The organism is Pseudomonas syringae group sp. 243L2, assembly GCF_032587875.1.
Lineage (GTDB): Bacteria > Pseudomonadota > Gammaproteobacteria > Pseudomonadales > Pseudomonadaceae > Aquipseudomonas > Aquipseudomonas amygdali.
The window spans coordinates 349,844-369,315 of record NZ_JAWHPL010000013.1; the positions used below are offsets into that span (position 1 = coordinate 349,844).

A 19,472-nucleotide genomic window follows, 5' to 3' on the forward strand; every position below is an offset into this window, starting at 1 on the left:
TGTGTGCCGGTGCAACGCTGCACGTTCCACCTGCAGACATCGGTAACGAGCAGCTCGACGCGCTGCTTGACTGGTGGCTGGCGCAACCGCTGCAAGTAGCCTTTCTGCCGACCCCGGTGGCTGAATACGCGTTCAGTCGCGAATTGCATCATCCGACCCTGCGCACGCTATTGATCGGCGGCGACCGCCTGCGTCAGTTCCACCGTGACCCGGGCTTTGCCGTCATCAACAACTACGGCCCGACCGAGGCTACGGTGGTGGCCACCTCGGGTCGTCTGCTGCCGGATGGCAGCCTGGATATTGGCACACCGATTGCCAATACCCGCGTGTACCTGCTCGACGACCAGCAGCAACTGGTGCCATTGGGCGTCGCCGGCGAGTTGTATATAGGCGGCGAAGGCGTGGCACGGGGTTATCTGAACCAGCCGCAACTGACTGCCGAGCGCTTCCTGAGCGACCCGTTCAGTGGGCAGCCGCAAGCGCGTATGTACCGCACTGGCGATCTGGCGCGCTGGAATGCCGATGGCACGCTGGATTATCTGGGCCGTAACGATGATCAGGTGAAGATTCGTGGCGTGCGTATCGAGCTGGGCGAAATCGAGGCGCAGTTGGCGGCATTGCCGGGTATCGAGGAATCGCTGGTTCTGGCCCGCGAAGACGAGCCTGGGCAACCACGTCTGGTGGCGTACTTCATCGAACACGCCGCTGCCTCCGCCATTGAGGTCGCCGGACTGCGTGCCGAGATGCTGGCTCGTCTGCCAGGCTATATGGTGCCAAGCGCTTTTGTGCGCCTTGACGCCTGGCCGCTGACCGCCAATGGCAAGGTGGATCGCCGCGCCTTGCCTGTCCCGGACCGCGACGCTCTGCCGGGGCGTGAATACGAGCCGCCGCAAGGTGAACTGGAAATAGCCGTTGCCGAGATCTGGAGCGATTTGCTGCAGGTCGAGCAGGTAGGGCGCAACGACCACTTCTTCGAACTAGGCGGCCATTCGCTACTCGCCGTCACCCTGATCGCTCGCATGCGTCGTCGCGGCATGGACGCAGATATTCGCGTTTTGTTTGCCCAGCCAACCCTCGCGGCCCTGGCCCGCGCCATCGGCAACGGCAGTCAGGTGAAGGTTCCGGCCAACCTGATCGGTCCGGATTGCACCTCGATCACCCCGGACCTGCTGCCCTTGGTGAAGCTGGATCAGGCAGGCATTGATCGCATCGTCGCCAGCGTGACCGGCGGTGCGCCCAATGTTCAGGACATCTACCCGTTGGGGCCTTTGCAGGCAGGTATTTTCTATCATTACCTGTCAGCCGGTGACGATGACCCTTATCGCTTGCAGGCACGCTTTGCATTTGCCGACCGCTCGCGGCTGGATGCCTTTTGCCAGGCGTTGCAGCAGGTCATCGCCCGTAACGATGTGCTACGTACTTCGCTGTGCTGGGAAGGCCTGGAAACACCTGTGCAAGTGGTTTGGCGTCATGCCGACCTGCCGGTGATCGAATTGCCGCTGGCGGCACTGGCCGATCCCGAACCGCTGGACCTTGTCCGTGCACCGCTGCTGCGTCTGGTGCACGCCGATGACCCGGACAACCAGCGTATCGTCGCGGTACTGCTGTTCCATCACCTGATCATGGACCACGTTGCCCTCGACCTGCTGAGCCGGGAATTGCAGGCAGTACTGCTGGATCAGCAGGCGCAACTGCCCGCGCCAGTGCCTTACCGCAATTACATTGCGCAGACCTTGCTGGGGGCGGGTGAGCACGCGCATGAAACGTTCTTCCGCGAGCAATTGGGTGACCTGGACGAACCCACCCTGGCGTATGGCCAGACTTCGCTGCCGGGGCCGGATGTTCCGAGTGAAGCCAGGCTGCGCCTGGATTCGGCGCTGAGCCAGCGGTTACGCGATCAAGTACGGCAACTGGGTGTCAGCCCTGCCAGCCTGATGCACCTGGCCTGGGCTCAGGTACTGGGCCGCTTGTCCGGGCGCGACAAAGTGGTGTTCGGCACCGTACTGCTCGGTCGCCTGAACGGCACCGAGGGGGCAGAGCGCACGCTCGGGGTGTTCATCAATACCTTGCCGCTGCGCATTGACCTCTTCGGTCAGAGCACACGCGATGCGGTGTTGCAGACCCATCTGCGTCTGACCGGATTGCTTGCCCACGAGCATGCCTCGCTGGCAATCGCCCAGCGTTGCAGCGCCTTGCCTGCGGGCGCGCCGTTGTTCAGCGCGTTGTTGAACTACCGCCACAGCACTGCGCCCGGAGAGCACGACGAGGCTGCCGAAAAAGCCTGGCAGGGGATCGAACTGTTGCAGGCCGGTGAGCGCAGCAGCTACCCGCTGACGCTCAGCGTCGATGACCTGGGCGAGGCGTTTGACCTGTCGGCGCTGACCACGACGGGCATCGATGCCCGGCGTGTCTGCGCGTACCTTTCCTGCGCCGTAGAGAACCTGGTGATCGCCCTTGAGCAAAAACTTACCGCGCCGATTCAGTCGCTGAATATTCTGCCGGTCGCTGAGCGAAACGAACTGCTCAATGGCTTCAATGCCCAAGCGCTCAGCCCAGAGAACCCGCTGACCATTCACCAGCGTATTGAGCAGCAGGCGCTTGATCAGCCGCACGCTGTGGCTGCCCAGGCAGGCGACCAGCGCTTGAGCTACGCGGAGCTGAATGGTCGTGCCAACGCACTGGCCCATCACCTTATCGGCTTGGGCGTACGTCCGGATGACAGTGTAGCGGTAGTGGCGCGGCGCGGGCTTGAAACACTCACCGGCTTGCTAGCGGTGTTGAAAGCCGGGGCAAGCTATGTGCCGGTCGATCCGGCACATCCAGACGAGCGCATCGGCTATCTGCTTGAAGACAGCGCACCTGTCGTGGTGCTGGCTCAGTCCGGCCTGCTGGCGCGTCTGCCCAGCCTGGCTGTACCGGTGGTTGTCCTAGATCGCCCGGACTGGTCGCAACGCACCGACAACCCGCATGTTCCGCAAATGACCACGCGTCAACTGGCTTACGTGATTTATACCTCGGGGTCCACCGGACTGCCCAAAGGCGTGATGGTCGAGCATCGGACGCTGAACAATCTGGTGGACTGGCACTGTCAGGCATTCGATCTGCGTGCGGGCAGTCATACCGCCAGCGTTGCCGGGTTTGGTTTCGACGCGATGGCCTGGGAAGTATGGCCTGCGTTATGTGCCGGTGCGGTATTGCATCTGCCGCCTGCGGAGATTGGCAACGAACAGCTTGATGTGTTGCTCGACTGGTGGCTGGCGCAACCTCTGCAAGTCGCGTTTCTGCCGACACCGGTGGCCGAATATGCATTCAGTCGTGAGTTGCGCCATCCGACCCTTAAAACCTTGTTGATTGGTGGCGACCGTTTGCGTCACTTCAATCGCGACCCTGGTTTCGCGGTGGTCAACAACTACGGTCCGACGGAAACCACGGTGGTTGCCAGCTCCGGTCTGATGGAGCCGGGCAAGGTCTTGCACATCGGCAAGCCTGTTTCCCATGCGCGGCTTTATGTATTGGATTCGCAGGGCCAGCCAGTGCCGCTCGGGGTGCCCGGCGAGTTGTATATCGGCGGCACAGGCGTAGCACGTGGCTATCTGAACCGCCCGGAGCTGACCGCCGAGCGCTTCGTTGATGATCCTTTCAGCGACAGCAGCGAGGCCAGAATGTACCGCTCCGGCGACCTGGTGCGCTGGCTGGCTGACGGGACCCTTGAATACCTGGGCCGCAACGACGATCAGGTCAAAATCCGTGGGGTACGCATCGAGCTGGGCGAGATTGAACAGCACCTGGCGCAATGCCCGGGCGTTGGCGAAGCCGTTGTGACTACGCAACGTCTGGAAGATGGCTCGTTGCGCCTGGTGGGCTACTTCACCCGTCGCGACGCTGCGCTCGACAGTGCTGCATTGAGAGCGCACCTGCTAGGGCAATTGCCGGAATACATGGTGCCTGCGGTCTTTGTCGGTCTGGATGCACTGCCGTTGACCCAGAATGGCAAGGTCGACCGCAAGGCCTTGCCAGCCCCGGACATGGCCGCGCTGGCGAACCATGCTTATCAAGCGCCGACCACGGCATTGGAGGAGCGTCTGGCGCAGCTGTGGGCCGAGGTTCTGGAAGTGGGCCGAATCGGCAGACACGACAGCTTCTTTGAGCTGGGTGGCCATTCGCTGTCGGCGATCCGTCTGGTCAGCCTGCTGCAAAAAGCGGGCTTGTCACTGTCTCTGGCCGAGTTGTTCCAGCATCCGAGCATCGCAGCGCTGGCCGGATTGCTCGACCAGCGTCCGACACCCTCGGTTGAAGCTCAGGAGGTCGTCACGGTAAGGGCAGGTGGCAGCGAACCGCCTCTGTTCCTGATTCATGACTTTACCGGTCTGGATGCTTACTTTCCGGTCCTTGGACAACACCTGCAGGGCGACTTCCCGATCTACGGCTTGCCGGGGGTTGGCCTTGGCCAGCAGCAATTGCGCACCATGGAATGCCTGGCGGCGCGGCTGGTGGAACGTATTCGGCAGGTCCAGCCACGCGGTCCTTACCGGCTGGCAGGCTGGTCGTTTGGCGGGGTTCTGGCCTATGAAGTGGCGACTCAACTGCTCGGTATGGACGAGCCCGTAGCATTTCTCGGCCTGATCGACAGCTACGTGCCGCGCCTGACTGATCAGGGCAAGGCCCGCTGGCAAGGACCTGACCTGCTTGAGCGGCAATTACTGTCGCACTGCATCGCGCACTGGAAAGCCCAGAGCGGGGCGGGTGCTGCTGCATTGGCGCGTCTGACCTCATTGAGCGGACAGGCGACCCTGCCAGACTTTGAAACCCTACTGAAACTTTGCCGCGACGAGGAGCTGCTGTACGAGGAACTCGCGCAGGCCAGCGATCAACAGTTGCATCACTACCTGGACCGGGAAGTGGCGCACGGTCACGCCCTGGCGCATTACCAACTGGAACCGCTCGGTTTGCCGATCCACCTGTTCTGCGCAGAGCAGCGTCCAATGGCACCGACAGGCACCAGTCCTACATTGGGCTGGGGTGAAGTCCTGCCAAAAGGCCAGTTGCGTTGTGTCAGCGTGCCTGGGGACCACATGACAATGATGCAGGCACCTCACGTGGATACGCTCGGTCGGAGTATCAGTACGGCGTTGCATGCAGTACCCGATACACCGCCGTCGACACCGGCTTATCAATCGCTGTTGGCCATCCAGAGCGGGCGGGATGGACATGCGCCATTGTTCTGCGTGCCGGGTGCCGGTGACAGCGTCACCAGTTTCATCGGCCTGGCCGAAGCGCTGGGGCCTGACTGGCCTATCTATGGTCTGCAGCCGCGCGGTCTGGACGGCCGCAGTGCTCCGCACAGCAGGGTGGAAGCTGCAGCGCAGAGCCATGTGCAAGCCATCGAAGCAATGTATCCACACGGCCCATTGCATCTGGTTGGGCATTCCTTTGGTGGCTGGGCGGCGCATGCCATGGCCGTCAAGCTTCAGGCTCGTGGTCGCGAGGTTGTCTCGCTGACCCTTATAGACAGCGAAGCGCCTGGTGGCGACGGACTGCGCAGCAAGCCCTACACCGCGACGGCAGTGCTGGAGCGGCTGATCGAAGCGTTGCAGTTGTCCGCTGGCAGAAGCCTGGAAATCGACCCTCAAGTGTTTGCCGACAGCGATGGAGACACTCAACTGCACCTCCTGCAACAAGCCATGGTGCGCGTCGGGCTGTTGCCACCGCGTCTGGCAGCACAGGCACTGCAAGGGATTGCTCGTACGTTTGCCAGCGCCATACGGACTGTCTATCGACCAGAACCGGGAGGCTACAGCGGCAGGGCCAGCCTGGTGCTGGTGGATGATCCGCAACTGGATGCTCTGGACAATCAGCTCGAGCAGGCGTCATCTGCAACAGGGTGGCAACACCTGATGCCGCAGCTGACGCTATGGCAGGGACCGGGCAATCACTTCAGCGTCCTCAAGGCACCAGACGTTTACAGTCTGGCGGCCTGGTGGTACGACGGATTGGCAATTGGCGTGGGAGAAACGCAATGAACCGTTTGACAGGACAGGCAGGCCACAAGCCAGGCCAGCGCTACCGGCGTTAAGGCGGCATGGGCGGGGTGATCGATATCGCCCCGTCCTGTGGCATTGGCTACCTATTGCGCTCTTGAACGTCTTTCAACAGGCTGAACAAGCGCTTTCCGATGAGCCATACATCCAGCGCATCAGCGAGTGCCGACCGCTGATGCCCAGTTTGATGGCGGCGCGGCGCTGGTAACTGCCTACCGTATTGACCTTGAGCGCAAGCCGTTCGGCCTGTTCGATTGCGGTATGACCGGCGAGCAAACCGATGCACACCTGCATTTCCCGCTCGGACAATGTCTGACCTGTTTCGCGCAACCGGTCATGAAAACGCTCTTCAACGCTTTCGGTTTTTTTCGGTTCGACAGTGATCATTGTCATTTGCAAGGCATTGACATGTCTTTCGAGTATCGAGAATAAAAGCGGAGAGATAGTGCTTAGCTGACGACGTTCATTGTCCGAAAACTCATGCGCAGGCAGCGCCCTGAAGACGGTTATCTTGCAGCTGAAGTTCTCCGAGGCCTGCGCGGGATAAAGATGGATCGAGTCGCTGAGCAGCAGGGTGCCGGGTGAGGATGTCACCGTTTCGTTGAAAACCGTGGGTGCCGACGCGGGCAACGTTTGCCATGGCTGGGGCAGTGAGGAGAGGTGGGTGGCATCCACGGCAAGCTGAGTATCGATAAGCTTGTGGAACATGCTGGAAAAATGGCCGCTGCCGATGCTGGCTATGGCCCTGCCTATGTGGGGTAGTAGTGTGTGTGGCATTGAGTCATCCATGATTTCAGAAATGCTGACACTAGCTTAGACGTTAAACGCAAACAGCGGTCACATCAACTTGGCCGTGGGTGATGTGGCCGCTAGATGCCCGCGTTAGATGCCTCTTAGAACACGGCTAGTTGAAGTGAGCCAAGAATAACGATCTGATGTTACATAAATAATGAGTCATCACAAACAGTGATTATCGTTGGCGGTGCGAAAGGCAGGGCAGGCGGGCATATCGACCCGGGGCGACGTCCTGTCACCTGACGCGGTTGCTCGGCAAGCGTCTATTTGCCGAGCATGAAGCGGGTTACAAGGCGTGTCAGCCGTCCATAAGGTGCCGAGACCTTGTCAGACATGTTGAAGCGACTCAACTTGAGAACACCGCGTGCATGGGACAGACGAACGAAGCCCTCATAGCCGTGATAGGCCCCAGTGCCACTTTGCCCGACGCCGCCGAACGGCAGATCATCCTGAGTCGCGTGCAGCATGGTGCCATTAATGGTCACGCCACCGGATTGTGTCCGGTTCAGCACCTGATTCACGGACGTCTGGTCGTTGGAAAAACAGTAAAGGGCCAGAGGCGCGGGGCGATCATTGATGAAGGCTATGGCTTCATCCAGGGAGTCATAGGCAAGTATCGGCAGCAGCGGACCAAAAATCTCTTCCTGCATCAGGTCCGCATCGAGCGGTACATCCGTGAGCGCCATGGGCGCAATTTTACGTTCGAGGGTCGACACCGGCGCACCGTGTTGCCATGCTTTCGCCCCCTTTGAGATGGCCTGGTTGGCCATGCTCACGAGGCGGTCGTGGTGGCGCTGGGAGATGATCGAGGTGTAGTCCGGGTTACCTTCGAGTGTCGGATAAAGTTTTTTCGCGGCGGCCAGCCACTCGCCGGCAAAACTGTTTACATGTTCGCGCGGGACCAGTATGTAGTCGGGTGCGACGCAGGTCTGCCCAGCGTTGAACAGTTTGCCGATAGCAAGCATCCGTGCCGCTTTTTTAATCGAATAGTCCTCGCAGATCACTACCGGTGATTTGCCGCCCAGCTCCAGTGTCACCGGCGTCAGGTTACGCGCAGCCGCCGCCATGACATGGCGACCTACATAGGTCGACCCGGTGAACACCAGGTGGTCAAAGGGCAGTTCACTGAACTGGCTTGCCAGCAGGGCATCTCCCGTGACCACTGTGACCTGCTCGGCAGAGAATGTTTCACCCAGCAATTGCCGGAGCAGCTCAGAGGTTCTGGGGGTCAATTCCGAAGGTTTGATCATCACCCGGTTGCCCGCTGCCAGTGCCTCTATCAAGGGCACCAGCGTCAGCGTCAGCGGATAGTTCCAGGGCGCGAGAATACCGACTACGCCCAGCGGCTGATAAATGACCCTGGCAGTCGCGGGCTTGAAAACAATACCCACCTTGCGTCGGGAGGGCCGCATCCACGCCTTGAGATGCGAGCGAATGTGCTTGATGCCGTTGATGACAGGCATCAGCTCGCCGAGCCTGGTTTCAGCGAAGGAGCGGTTGCCGAAGTCTGCGCTGACCGCTTCAAGCAACCTGTCCTGATTGTCGCTGACCACCCGCAGAATGGCGTTGAGGTCGGCGATTCGTTGAGCGTAGGAGGGCACCCCTTGCGCGCGAACTGCAGCTTTCTGCGCCTCGAACAGCTCGGTTAGCCCCGGAGCGGGAGACGGCGTAGTGGGCGTGATCCTTGCGGGCTGATTCATGAAGCTGCTCCTGTGGCTGCGTATTTTTATAAGATAGATGCAGTGTTGCGATTACGTTCTGGCTCACGTAACCGTACAGAACCATCGCCAACCGATGAAGGGGCGATCCGGCCGGTTCAAGTGGCCGAAACGGTCAACCTGTTCTCGCGTATTCATTTGTCAGGTGCAGGTTCGGGATCAAGGCGATCCAGATGGCTGACGATCATTGCCGCCACCATGGCGCAGGTCTTCGCCGGGTCGAGGGGCTCATCGAACAGCAATTCGATGGTGGCGTGAATCATCTCGACCGCCACACGGGCAACCATTGCTATCTGCTTGGGGTCAGCCTCGGGAATGGCGCTGGCAATAATCGCGGCCTGGGCTTTGGACACCCTGCGGTGAGAGTCGAGCCGCACATGCTCCAGCGCAGGAACCGCCCTTAAAGCCTTCAGCGTCCACATGCCGCCCAGCGTGGCTTCGGTAACCCGGTAAGTATCCAGAATCAGTTCGGCAAGCGCCTGCTCCAGAGCCTGCGGCGTACCTGCGATCAGTTCGGGGGTGATCCAGTGATCAATCCGCTCGTTCTGCTTCTCCAGCAAACGTTCACCAAGAACCGTCAACAGCGCGTACTTATTGGGGAAATAGCGGTACAGCGCTGGCGGTGTAAGGCCTGCCCGTTCGCACACCAGATTGGTCGACAAGCGCTCTATACCGACCTCGCACAAGGTGTTTGCGGTGGCGACCAGAATACGTTCGTAGGTTTCAGTAGCGCGTTGCTGCGCAGGCAGCTTCTTGCGCTCGGCGGTTTTGCCTGCGACCTGCGCAGGAAAGGGTTCAGTTTTCAGCCTGGCCATAAGTACCTGTCAAAAAAGAGTGGGGCGTCAGCAGGACGGTCGAAAAAAACAGTTGCTCCACGATAAAATGATAGCTATAACTATCGTGTAGCGATGACTATCATAACTGAAGCGTCGTTAGTGTGACGGTCTGTTAAAACAAAAAATAAAAAAAGGTGACGCTATGAACGCACGGCAATGGCTTTTCCTCTCTTCTGTTCTGATGTGCTCCACCGGTATTCATGCTGCTGCGGGACCGATGGAGGCAAAGGGCCTTTGGTTGACGGCGGAAAAAGACGCCGTGGTCAAGCTTGACGACTGCGCAGACAAGGTAGGCGCCATCTGCGGGCAGGTTGTCTGGGTCAAGGATGTTGCCTCGACGTCGAGTGACTGCGGTGTACAGATTCTACAGCTGACCCGCTATGACCAGGATGCCTGGCGCGATGGCTGGGTGTACGACCCCCGTGATCAGAAAAAATATAAGGGCGCTGTCCGGGTCAAGGACGGACGCCTCAATGTAAGGGCTTTTGTCGGCACCGAAGTTCTCGGCAAGACAGAGCAATTCGAGCGTATCGCAACACTGCCTCCTGCCCCGGTTTGCAAATTGTAAATCCGGCCCCTCAGCGTGGGAGAGAATCATGCGCACTTATTCAACTCGCTATGTAATGGCTGCAGCATTGTGCTCCGCAGCAGGCAGCACCCTGGCTATCGCAGATGAAATGTCGAGCTACGCGGTGGATATCACCGCCAAGGCCAGCTCGGACATTCGCACCCGCGGCATTTCCGATTCCCTGAATCGTCCGGGGGCCAGAGTAACCATTCAGGTCGCTCATGAAACAGGTCTGGTGGCGCTCGCCGAATTTTCTACGGTCAGCAAGAAGCAGTTCCTCGACGGTGATGGTCTGGGAGTGCTGCTCGCAGGGGGTTATCGCTTTGGCGATCCCGATGCCTGGCACTATGGTGTGGGGCTGGCGACGGAGATGTTTCCTGGGGCTCAGTTCAAAGCGCCCAATCGCTTCGATTTCGAGACCTTCACGCCGGGCGATGAGCACACGACCAATTACAACAGTCAGTTCGCCGTGCTGGAAATCGGTTATGGCGCACTTGAAGGCCGAATTGCCAGGGTTCTGTCGAAGAACTACCGGGGCGCCAACAGCGGTGGCGTGTGCGGTGCGCAATTGCAGTTCCGTGAGGACCCGACCAAAGGCCTGGAATGCTACGCCAAGGGTGACCAGAACTCCCGAGGCAGCATGTTGTATGACCTGGATTATAAATACGCGCTGGGCATCAATACCAACCTCAAACTGCACGCCGGTTATCAGCAGATCGCCAACTTTTCGGAAGCGAACTTCGCTGACTACGGCGTAGGTCTGGTCCATCACTGGTGGGGCTTTGACTGGGGACTCGACTGGGTGACAACCAAGACCCGGGCGCGTGAGCTGTATATGGCCGAAGACGACGGACATGTGCGAACCACGGATGGCAATCGCTGGGTGGCGTCGATTTCCCGCACATTCTGAGTAGACCTTTATGACTTCGCTTTTCATTTCCCGGACGCCTGAGGCGGTTACCGGCCTGGAGCAACTCGTCCTCGCGATTGACCTGGGAACGTCCGGCTGCAAGTGCGCACTGGTCTCCATGGAGGGAGACATCCGTGCCTGGGCGTTTCACGGTGTGCCGTTGCATGTCAGTGGCCTGAGTGCAGAGCAGGAGCCGGAGGACTGGTGGAGTGCTTTCATGCTTGGCGCCAACGAGTTACTGGGAGCCGACCCGCTCAGACGTCGTCAGGTCGTGGCCATCTGTTGCTCCACGCAAAGCGAAGGCACGGTCTGTGTCGACCGCAATGGGGCCGCGATTGGCCGGGCACTGCTGTGGCTGGACAAGCGAGGCGCCGACTCCATAAAACAGCGAATGGGCGGAGGCTGGTGCAATCTGGGCGGCTACGGGCCACTCAAGCTCTGGCGTTCGTTGCGACTGACAGGCGGGGTGGCGTCTCTGTCCGGGATGGACTCGGCCGGGCACATGGCCTACATCCTTGATCATGACCCGGCACGGTATGAAAAGACCCACAAGTTCCTGAATGTGCTCGACTACATGAACATGCGGTTGTCGGGTCGTTACTGTGCGACGGGCGACTCGATGCTGACCGCCTGGATTACCGACAACCGGGACCCTCACCGCATTCGCTACGATGACGGGCTGATAAGGGCGCTGGGCATCGACGCTGGCAAACTGCCTGAGCTGGTGGGCTCGACCGAAGTCATTGGCACATTGAAACCCGAGCTGGCGGATGTACTGGGGCTACCTCGATCAACGCCCGTGGTTGCGGGTGCCGTAGACACTTCGGCAGTGGCTGTTGGTGCCACGGTACGTGACTTTGCTCCACACCTTTACCTGGGCACCTCGTCCTGGGTAGGCGCTCATGTACCGTTCAAGAAATCCAGTGTTCGTCACCATATTGCTGCGGTTCCCAGTGCGGTCAAGGGCCGTTATCTGGCAATGGCCATGCAGTCGGCTGCAGGTGCCAACCTGTCGTTTTTGCGTGACAAGGTGCTTTACCACCCGGACGAGCTGTTGAGCGATGAGCAACAGCCGGATGTGTATGCCTTGCTTGACCGTATTGCAGCGCGTGTGCCGCCGGGTTCGCGGGGGCTGATCTACACGCCATGGCTGTGTGGCGAACGCTCCCCGGTTGGTGATCCGAGCCTGCGTGCCGGCTTGATCAACCTGAAACTCGAACATTCCAGGGAAGACATTATCCGGGCCTTCATGGAAGGCGTTGCCCATAACACACGCTGGATGCTGGAGCCGTTCTCGCGGTTTATCGGCCAGTCGAGCGGAATCATCGTCGCCACCGGCGGCGGAGCGCAATCAGATGTGTGGTGCCAGATCATGGCCGATGTCTGCGGGCGGGTCATTCAGCAACCGCACAACCCCATTCAGACCAACGCCCGCGGAGCGGCATTCATCGCTGCAGTAGCGCTCGGGAAGTTGCAGTTCAACGATCTTCCGACACTGCAAAGGCCGCATCGACTGTACGAGCCATCCCGGTCAACCCGAAACCTGTATGACGACCGCTTCGCCACGTTCAAGGAAGTCCGCAAACGCCTGGCACCGCTGTATCGCAGGTTGAACCCATCGCAGGAGACGACACCATGAACAATGTCCAACAACAGATCGTCGACCTGTCGCGGCACCTCTCACGCCGCGGCTTCTTCGCCGCCACCGGCGGCAACCTTGCGCTGCGTATTGACGCGCTGCACATCGCGGTCACACCGTCGGCCACCGATTATTTCAGCATGCGACCGGAGGATATCTGCGTTCTGCGACTCAAGGATCTGCAGCAACTGTCAGGTGAACGTTCGCCTTCGGTGGAAAGCGAGTTGCACGCCAAAGTCCTGCGCAGTCGCCCGGATGTCAATTGCAGTATCCATACCCACCAACCCCTGGCCAGCGCTTGCACATTGTTCGGCAAAGCGCTGGACGTGCCTTACCCGCCGCTATGGAAATCGCTGGGCAAACGCATTCAATTGGTGGGTTACGCGCCGTCCGGCTCCGGCTGGCTGGCCGGCAAGCTCGGCAGGGCCATCCGGCCGGATCACAACGTTTACCTGATGCGCAATCACGGCGTTCTGTGTTGCGGTCCGGATATCGAGACCACCCTGACGCGCCTGGAGGACCTGGAAACATTCTGTCGTGATCATCTTGTCAACCAGATCAAAGTCAATACCCGTGGAAAACCTGAGTCACGCGCTGCAGTGGCCCGCCTGATCAATGCCCTGACCAGTTCCAGCTTGCACGCACTCAGCCCTCAGACTTTTTCAGAGACTCAATCATGAACAAACCTCTTGATCCTGCCAGCATGCCTGCAATTCCCGAATCGGCTGTATCGCAATGGCCGGACGTCGATTCCCTCTACCGCCGGTTCGACGAACTGGTGAAGCAGCCCATTCGCCCGATCAAACGCGAAGCAATGAGCAAGGTCATGGGCTATTTCGACGAGCGCTGTCAGGGCTCCAAGCGTCTTTCCGAGGCAGCCAAAAAAGTCATACCGGGAGGTGTGCAACACAATCTTGCGTTCAACTATCCATTTCCGCTGGCCTTCGCCCAGGCCAAAGGTGCGCACCTGACGGATGTCGACGGCAATCGCTACACCGATTTTCTACAGGCAGGTGGCCCCACCTTGTTGGGTTCGAATCACCCGGCCATTCGCGAACAGGTCAACCGTATTCTCGATGAATGCGGGCCGGTGACCGGCTTGCTGCATGAATACGAAGTCAAGCTGGCCGAACTGGTCTGTGAAGTGATGCCCGGTGTCGACATGCTGCGCTTGCTGGGCTCGGGCACTGAAGCGGTGATGGCAGCGGTACGCCTGGCACGCGCCTACACCCGCAAGAAGTGGGTGATCAAAATCGGCGGCGCCTATCACGGCTGGAGCGACCAACTGGTCTACGGCATGCGCTTGCCGGGCACCGGACGCATGGAGGCGGTGGGCATTCCGCGAGGCGCTACGGCTAACACCCAGGAGAGCCCGCCCAATAATCTGGATGCATTACGCCGCAGGCTGCAGATCAATCGCCTTCGTGGCGGCACTGCAGCGATTATGGTTGAACCCTTCGGCCCGGAAAGTGGCACACGCCCGGTACACGCCGACTTCAACCGACAGTTGCGTGCACTGTGTAACGAATTTGGCGCACTGCTTATTTTCGACGAAGTAGTCACCGGGTTCCGTGCGGGTCTGGGCGGCGCGCAAGCTTATTTCAATGTCATGCCGGACATCACGGTACTGGGTAAATGCCTGACGGGAGGCTACCCGATGGCGGGTGCCATTGGCGGACGCAGAGACGTGATGCAACTGCTTGCCGGTGGCATTGGTAAATCTTCCCGAAGGGCGTTCGTGGGCGGGACGCTGTCGGCCAACCCGCTGTCGTGCGTCGCCGGTTATTACGCGCTGCTGGAGGCGCGCCGCCTGAATGCGCCGGCGCTAGCGGGCAGGGCGGGCGACCGCATGCGCGCAGGACTTGATGAAATCATCAATCGACGTGGCTTGCCTTATGTTGCCTACAACATGGGCTCTATCGTTCATCTGCAGACCTCCGGTGTGTTGCTGCTCGACACCAGTAATCCGCTCAAGCTGCTGAGGGCACGCAATGAGGCCAAGACCCGCAAGCACATGATGGAGGAGATGGGGGCTGCGTATACCGCTCATGGCCTGATCACCCTCGCGGGCAGCCGTATCTACACCAGCCTGGCAGACACCGACGACGTCATTGATGACGCGCTCGATCGGTTCGACGCCGTTTTTCAATGGGTGTGAGGTGAGCACCATGCGCGATTTACTTCGAAAACAGTGGTTTGAGCTGCGCGAACGGATGATGGGTCAGGTGGACTCACACAGCAGTATTTCATTGCGCTTGCCAGGCGAACAGGGCATGTGGCTGGGGAAACTCGACGACCTGGCACCCCAGGCTGTCGCGTTGTCCGATTCCGCAGAGGACGAGCGCCAGACCCACGCGGCGATCTATAGGGTTCGTGCCGATGTCGGCGCGATCCTGATCGGCGGTGGGGCCTTTGCAAAAAGCCTTGTCGATTTTGGCGGGGTCCTGCCGATTCTATTTGATGAGCAGGCGCGTCATATAGGCCACATGGGTTCGCCCGCCAGTGCTGATAGGCCCCTGGCACATGCATTGACGCGTGGCGGCAATGCCGCCGTTATCGATGGAACTCCGGTTGTGATGGGCACCACAGGCCCTCGAATGGTGCTCAACGCAGAATTGTTCGAGAAATGCGCGAAAGCCTACACCCTGGCCAAGGCGTGCGGCACACACCTCACGCTGCTGCCTTGGTGGGTGGTGCTGGTCGCCAACGGAAGGCTGATGAAAGACGAGAAGCGGGCGGCGCAGTGCTTTGCCGAAGGCAAGATCCCACCAGAAACCCGCGGTTACTAAAACTTCTCAAGAGGCGCATGCCATGCAAACGTCGTCCGCTGTAACTCGCAGGCATTTGAGTGCCGCATTGGCACTGGGCTCTGTCGCGGTACTGATGGTGGGGCTGCAGCCGCTGCTGCTGGGCGAATTGCTCGCGCAAAACCATGTGTCGCTTGAGGGCGTAGGGCTGGTAGCCATGGGCGAAATCGTGGCGCTGGGGCTGGGCGTGGTACTGGGTGACTTGCTGCGGTCAATGCTCAACCTGCGCCTGCTTACGGTCATCGCCATTCTGTGCGCAGCCGGAATGGACCTGGTTACGGCCAATGTTACTGGCGACGGGCCGTTAACGGCAGCTCGTGCGCTGGCGGGACTGGCCGAGGGGCTACTGTTATGGGGGGCCGTGAGCCTGATCGTTCAGGGGCCTGCGCCGGATCGGGTCGCAGGTGTGTTCATGGTGGTCCAGACACTGGCTCAGGCGCTGATAGCTGCAACACTTGCATACCTGATATTGCCTGATCAAAGCGTCTACGCAGGCTTTGTGTTTCTTGGAATTCTCACCGCAGGCTCCGTGCTGTTCGTTGCCTGGCTACCCAAACGCCTGCCGCAACAGCCTTACAAACAACCGGATACATCAGGCTTCAAATGGAACCTGAAGCAGGTCCTGCTGTTGATGCTGGTGTTCATGCAGCTCTCGGCGGTAGGCGGGCTTTGGGCGTACCTGGAACCGCTGGGCATTCACGCAGGACTGGATGCGCACTCAGCGCAATTGCTTGTCTCGGCGATGCTGTTCATGCAGGTCCTGGGCGGCTGTCTGGGCATTTTGCTGGTGCGCCGGGTGCCTGACTATTCGATGCTGGCCGCCGCCGCACTGCTCCTGGCGAGCATTGCGCTGGGCATGTATGTAACGGCTGATCAGGGCGTGAACGTATTTCTGGGCCTGTGCGGTCTTTTTGCCCTGATCTACCTGATGTTGACGCCGTTTCAAGTGCGCATTGCGCTTCATATTGACCCGTCGGGACGCATAGCAGGGCTCATTCCGGGCATGCAACTGCTGGGCTGCGCATTCGGACCGTTGCTGGCGTCGCAGTGGGTGTCTGACGACAACGCTCAACCGGTGCTGCTGGTCAGTGTCTGGCTGTCGGTTACGGCGCTGTTTCTGGTTGCGCTGTTGCACCGGCGGGCCGTCAGTAGAAGGGTTGGCGTTGCACGCAGAGCTTGAACCGTGCGCGAGCAGCAGCGGCGGAGCCATTGCAGTTGAAAGGCACGCCGCCGCCTTCGGAGTTATTTTGAAACTGGTGGTGTCTGGATCGTTCAGGTGATGCTGCTGACATGCAGACTACCGCGACGCATTTGGGCACTTGCCGAAAGCGCTATGCCTCTCTAGCGTGTGACATCGAGCGCAGATCCACCTCAGGCGTGAGATGGCACCTCATGATCCGTAATCCACATACCGCGCCATAAGGTTAGGGCGGCTAAACGTATCGATCGCATAAACCCGCTGCCACATGGCATCGACCTCGGCCTTGAACGTGGCGTCATCCATGTCGACCCAGTAGCGAGGGTCGCGACCGCGCTGCTGATCGTAGCTGGCAGTGACCGGATCCAGGTGCCGGTACGGTTCAAACAGTGGAATGTCCGGAATCGGGCCGCTGGTGTCCATGTAGTTTTGCAGGAAGTCCCAGAGTGCGCAGGGGCGTTGCTGGAAGTCGTCGGCGTTCATCAGCATATGAAAATTGATCTTACGGTCTTCATAGCGATGCTGAAGCAGTAGCCCGTATGTAGGACCGTGAAGATTATGGGTGGTGGTCATGTAGGCGTCGAACTCATAAAAAGGCGCAACGAATTCGTCGATCACACCTTCTTTTCGATGGCGTTTATAGTCGAATATAGTGACCAGACCGGTTCTGCGATTAAGCTCCCAGAGTGGGCCTTTTGGGGGGCGGAGCCAAACCAGAGGGAAATGGTAAATGACAACGTGGCCTATAAGCCAAAGCAGTAAAGGGCTACCTAAATACAACGGGTAGGCCCCTAAAAGTAAGTCTACGGTTACCGCCTGCCATGGTTTATGGGATACCGATATCAGAGACAGGTGTGCTAGCACTATGAAAGGGGAGAGCACGATGAATCCTCCTTTCCCGAGTTGTAATGAGATCAGCCAAAACCGTGACCAGCGTGGAAGAGGCGCAAATCTGAAATGCTCGTGGTCACACTTATTGTGAAGTTCGACTTCTTGATGGAGTGCCGGCATATCGGTTCCAGCTGTTTTGTTTTTCTCTTTTTCTTTCGCTACTTGCTCCCAGATCCTCATTTTTTCTGGGGTGGACTCCTCAAGGAGTTTCATTGATGTCGTCTGTTGAGTTTTTCCCCAAGGGAGTCGGGCCGAGCAAGAGTGATATGGCTCCGTGCGCAATGATGCCTGCTCGGGAATATTGCCAGGTCGGTAGGCCAGGCTTTCGTAGTGGCGCTCATTCGGATCAATCATTGGAAGAGGCCTTGTGAGCTTCTTCGTCAGCCCAGAATGGCTGGTTGATTTTGTTAAAGTTGGCCGTTGCCCAATCTTGGCTATATTGAGTCGGGTCCTTGATCGGCGGAGCAGGGAAATAGCGTTGCTCTCCTCCGCGGGTCAAGATGAATTGTGCCCTCACTGCCCATTGGTAATAGTGTCTACTGCTACCAGTAGGTGAAGCTTGACTAGCTGGCGTGGCAAAAAATAACTCCAATGCGTCCAGGTGAAGACGCTGGGCTTTGGGCGCTTCAGATCTGTCAGCGATTTCAATTCCTGCGCGATAAGGTACACCCTGATTATTCGCTCTTTCGGTAATCCGGCACAGCTTGCAGACAGCGTGAATGCTCAGGTTTTCGAGACTGCCGATAAGTCCCGGCAAACGACTCTGCAGGCGAATGATTGTGTCCGCGCTACGTATGGCATGCGGTATCTCTGTGCGAGGATAAAATGCGGCTTGTGGCTCATAAACCGGGTTTTTTTCTATTGAGATACTGATGCCGGCAAGCAGGCTTGTCAGCCGGTAAAAGGCCTCTGAAGTTTCCTGTAAATACCGGTCAATTGAATGGCTCTCGCCGAACGGACCGTTTGCCAACCATGACTCCAATGGCGTCGAACTGAGCAAGATAACCACTCCTACGCCCACGCCTATCAGCAATAATGCGGCCCAGCCCAATACCGTGAGATTGAGGAGCGTTGCAGCCGCCCCGAACAAGGTTCCCAGCGAACCTGCTAGCCCACCTATAGATATCAGCAAATATCCGTACAGGGCTTGATCGTTCCACTGCCATGCGTGCCATGCGTCAATAGCATTGACTACGGAAAGAATTCCTCCGGAGAAAAAAATACCTATGATTCGACCAGTCACTTTTTCAGTTAACTTTTTGGCTAGAGTTTCACCAAAAAAAGTAGCCGCCTTTTTCGAGGAGATATTGAATAGCGTCTTTCTGGCAATAGATAGTGATGATCGTTGGCCTGCCAGCTTGACGGCCAGAGCCTCCAAAGCAATTGCCAAGTCTAGGTACGCACCTCCAATACCACCAATTGCTCTCAAATCATTTTTTTCTCTAGCAGTTTGTCTCAACGCTTCATATTCCGAACTCACATTCCAAACCTCCAACATCAACACCGCCAGACAAAACGGTGTCGACCCCAGCACCCGATAAGCCGCCTTGTTCTTCTCCGAATCCAGCCCCTCAATGGCCTCGCTCAATCCGCTCTTCGCCCGAATATGACCCAGCTCCGCGTCACCCACCGCGCCTGCTGCTTCCCGAACTTTTTTGAGCGTTCGGTTCATGTCGCCGACCACCTGCGCGGTTTTGTGGCCGCGTGGGATCACCAGCACCAGATGGTCGCCCTTGGGCAGGCGGATAGAAGAGGGATGCGGTGGGGCGATGTCGCCAAATGGCGTTCCGTCGGGTCTCAGGTATTCGCCGTAACTTGTTTTTGGCAGAGACTCTCTGCCGGGCAGGTCTTCCAGGCCGAATACGTAGTGTTGCGGCGTGACCAGATTACGGCGGATCAGGAAGGCCGCACCAAAATGCTCGGGCATCATGCTGCGCAGTTGTTGTACGCCTCGGCCCTGGCGGTTGACGTTGATCTTGTCGGCGTTTGCACCGAGGCGTTCTTGCATCCGGGCCAGTCGGTCGTTTGCCGACCGGACCTTGGCATTGGCGCTGTTTGCATTACCTTTGGCT

General features: G+C 58.8%; 12 protein-coding genes and 1 pseudogene (1 of these 13 cut by a window edge). 8 read left to right on the forward strand and 5 right to left on the reverse strand.

The window, feature by feature from the left end; all coding sequences use genetic code 11:
- Positions 1–6,020: the 3' end of a non-ribosomal peptide synthetase gene (locus RYB66_RS07225; protein ID WP_316894136.1), read on the forward strand. Its footprint begins 11,767 nt before the window's first position; 6,020 of the gene's 17,787 nt are visible here — the last part of the coding sequence; its start codon lies beyond the left edge, outside the window; its stop codon occupies positions 6,018–6,020.
- Positions 6,021–6,146: 126 nt separating this feature from the next.
- On the opposite strand, the gene RYB66_RS07230 is transcribed toward RYB66_RS07225, so the two are convergent.
- From RYB66_RS07230 to RYB66_RS07240, 3 genes are all read right to left on the reverse strand, one after another.
- Positions 6,147–6,815 carry a helix-turn-helix transcriptional regulator gene (locus RYB66_RS07230; protein ID WP_042915731.1) on the reverse strand — a complete coding sequence of 223 codons (669 nt, stop codon included), beginning with the start codon at positions 6,813–6,815 and terminating at the stop codon, positions 6,147–6,149.
- A gap of 281 nt (positions 6,816–7,096) precedes the next feature.
- On the reverse strand, positions 7,097–8,533 hold the full coding sequence (locus tag RYB66_RS07235; RefSeq protein WP_016981323.1) for a coniferyl aldehyde dehydrogenase: 1,437 nt from the start codon (positions 8,531–8,533) through the stop codon (positions 7,097–7,099).
- Between the two features lie 152 nt (positions 8,534–8,685).
- Positions 8,686–9,366, reverse strand: a complete 681-nt coding sequence (locus RYB66_RS07240) for a TetR/AcrR family transcriptional regulator (RefSeq protein WP_005777396.1) — start codon at positions 9,364–9,366, stop codon at positions 8,686–8,688.
- A 163-nt stretch (positions 9,367–9,529) separates the two neighbouring features.
- Here RYB66_RS07240 and RYB66_RS07245 point away from each other — a divergent pair, with 163 nt between their 5' ends.
- Genes RYB66_RS07245 through RYB66_RS07275 form a run of 7 tightly spaced genes read left to right on the forward strand, consistent with a single transcriptional unit; the run spans position 9,530 to position 16,491 of the window.
- The gene (locus RYB66_RS07245) at positions 9,530–9,955 is read left to right on the forward strand and encodes a DUF2147 domain-containing protein (RefSeq protein ID WP_016981324.1); all 426 of its coding nucleotides are present in this window, start codon (positions 9,530–9,532) and stop codon (positions 9,953–9,955) included.
- Positions 9,956–9,983: 28 nt separating this feature from the next.
- Positions 9,984–10,865 (forward strand): TorF family putative porin, encoded by an 882-nt coding sequence (locus RYB66_RS07250; RefSeq protein WP_057404730.1) that lies wholly within the window; start codon positions 9,984–9,986, stop codon positions 10,863–10,865.
- Positions 10,866–10,875: 10 nt separating this feature from the next.
- Complete coding sequence (locus RYB66_RS07255; RefSeq protein WP_005777391.1) at positions 10,876–12,504, forward strand: xylulokinase; 1,629 nt, start codon at positions 10,876–10,878, stop codon at positions 12,502–12,504.
- The gene (locus RYB66_RS07260) at positions 12,501–13,184 is read left to right on the forward strand and encodes a class II aldolase/adducin family protein (protein ID WP_005777388.1); all 684 of its coding nucleotides are present in this window, start codon (positions 12,501–12,503) and stop codon (positions 13,182–13,184) included. Before RYB66_RS07255 ends, RYB66_RS07260 begins: the two co-directional genes overlap by 4 nt.
- Positions 13,181–14,662: an aspartate aminotransferase family protein gene (locus RYB66_RS07265; protein ID WP_316894141.1), complete on the forward strand. Its 1,482-nt coding sequence runs from the start codon at positions 13,181–13,183 to the stop codon at positions 14,660–14,662. The genes RYB66_RS07260 and RYB66_RS07265 overlap by 4 nt, the downstream gene beginning before the upstream one ends.
- A 10-nt stretch (positions 14,663–14,672) precedes the next feature.
- Complete coding sequence (locus tag RYB66_RS07270; protein WP_005777384.1) at positions 14,673–15,293, forward strand: hypothetical protein; 621 nt, start codon at positions 14,673–14,675, stop codon at positions 15,291–15,293.
- Between the two features lie 22 nt (positions 15,294–15,315).
- Entirely contained in the window at positions 15,316–16,491 is a 1,176-nt protein-coding gene (locus RYB66_RS07275) for an MFS transporter (RefSeq protein WP_016981329.1), read from the forward strand.
- A gap of 210 nt (positions 16,492–16,701) precedes the next feature.
- On the opposite strand, the gene RYB66_RS07280 is transcribed toward RYB66_RS07275, so the two are convergent.
- Both RYB66_RS07280 and RYB66_RS07285 read right to left on the reverse strand, forming a co-directional pair.
- Complete coding sequence (locus tag RYB66_RS07280; protein WP_039847656.1) at positions 16,702–17,613, reverse strand: hypothetical protein; 912 nt, start codon at positions 17,611–17,613, stop codon at positions 16,702–16,704.
- Between the two features lie 133 nt (positions 17,614–17,746).
- Positions 17,747–19,472: pseudogene (locus RYB66_RS07285) on the reverse strand (hypothetical protein); the annotation flags it as partial.

What these genes read in the sequence shown, in the direction of transcription:
- RYB66_RS07230 (WP_042915731.1), bottom strand. Translation starts at nt 6,815, where the DNA reads ATGCCACACACACTACTACCCCACATAGGCAGGGCCATAGCCAGCATC.
- RYB66_RS07235 (WP_016981323.1), bottom strand. Translation starts at nt 8,533, where the DNA reads ATGAATCAGCCCGCAAGGATCACGCCCACTACGCCGTCTCCCGCTCCG.
- RYB66_RS07240 (WP_005777396.1), bottom strand. Translation starts at nt 9,366, where the DNA reads ATGGCCAGGCTGAAAACTGAACCCTTTCCTGCGCAGGTCGCAGGCAAA.
- RYB66_RS07245 (WP_016981324.1), top strand. Translation starts at nt 9,530, where the DNA reads ATGAACGCACGGCAATGGCTTTTCCTCTCTTCTGTTCTGATGTGCTCC.
- RYB66_RS07250 (WP_057404730.1), top strand. Translation starts at nt 9,984, where the DNA reads ATGCGCACTTATTCAACTCGCTATGTAATGGCTGCAGCATTGTGCTCC.
- RYB66_RS07255 (WP_005777391.1), top strand. Translation starts at nt 10,876, where the DNA reads ATGACTTCGCTTTTCATTTCCCGGACGCCTGAGGCGGTTACCGGCCTG.
- RYB66_RS07260 (WP_005777388.1), top strand. Translation starts at nt 12,501, where the DNA reads ATGAACAATGTCCAACAACAGATCGTCGACCTGTCGCGGCACCTCTCA.
- RYB66_RS07265 (WP_316894141.1), top strand. Translation starts at nt 13,181, where the DNA reads ATGAACAAACCTCTTGATCCTGCCAGCATGCCTGCAATTCCCGAATCG.
- RYB66_RS07270 (WP_005777384.1), top strand. Translation starts at nt 14,673, where the DNA reads ATGCGCGATTTACTTCGAAAACAGTGGTTTGAGCTGCGCGAACGGATG.
- RYB66_RS07275 (WP_016981329.1), top strand. Translation starts at nt 15,316, where the DNA reads ATGCAAACGTCGTCCGCTGTAACTCGCAGGCATTTGAGTGCCGCATTG.
- RYB66_RS07280 (WP_039847656.1), bottom strand. Translation starts at nt 17,613, where the DNA reads ATGAAACTCCTTGAGGAGTCCACCCCAGAAAAAATGAGGATCTGGGAG.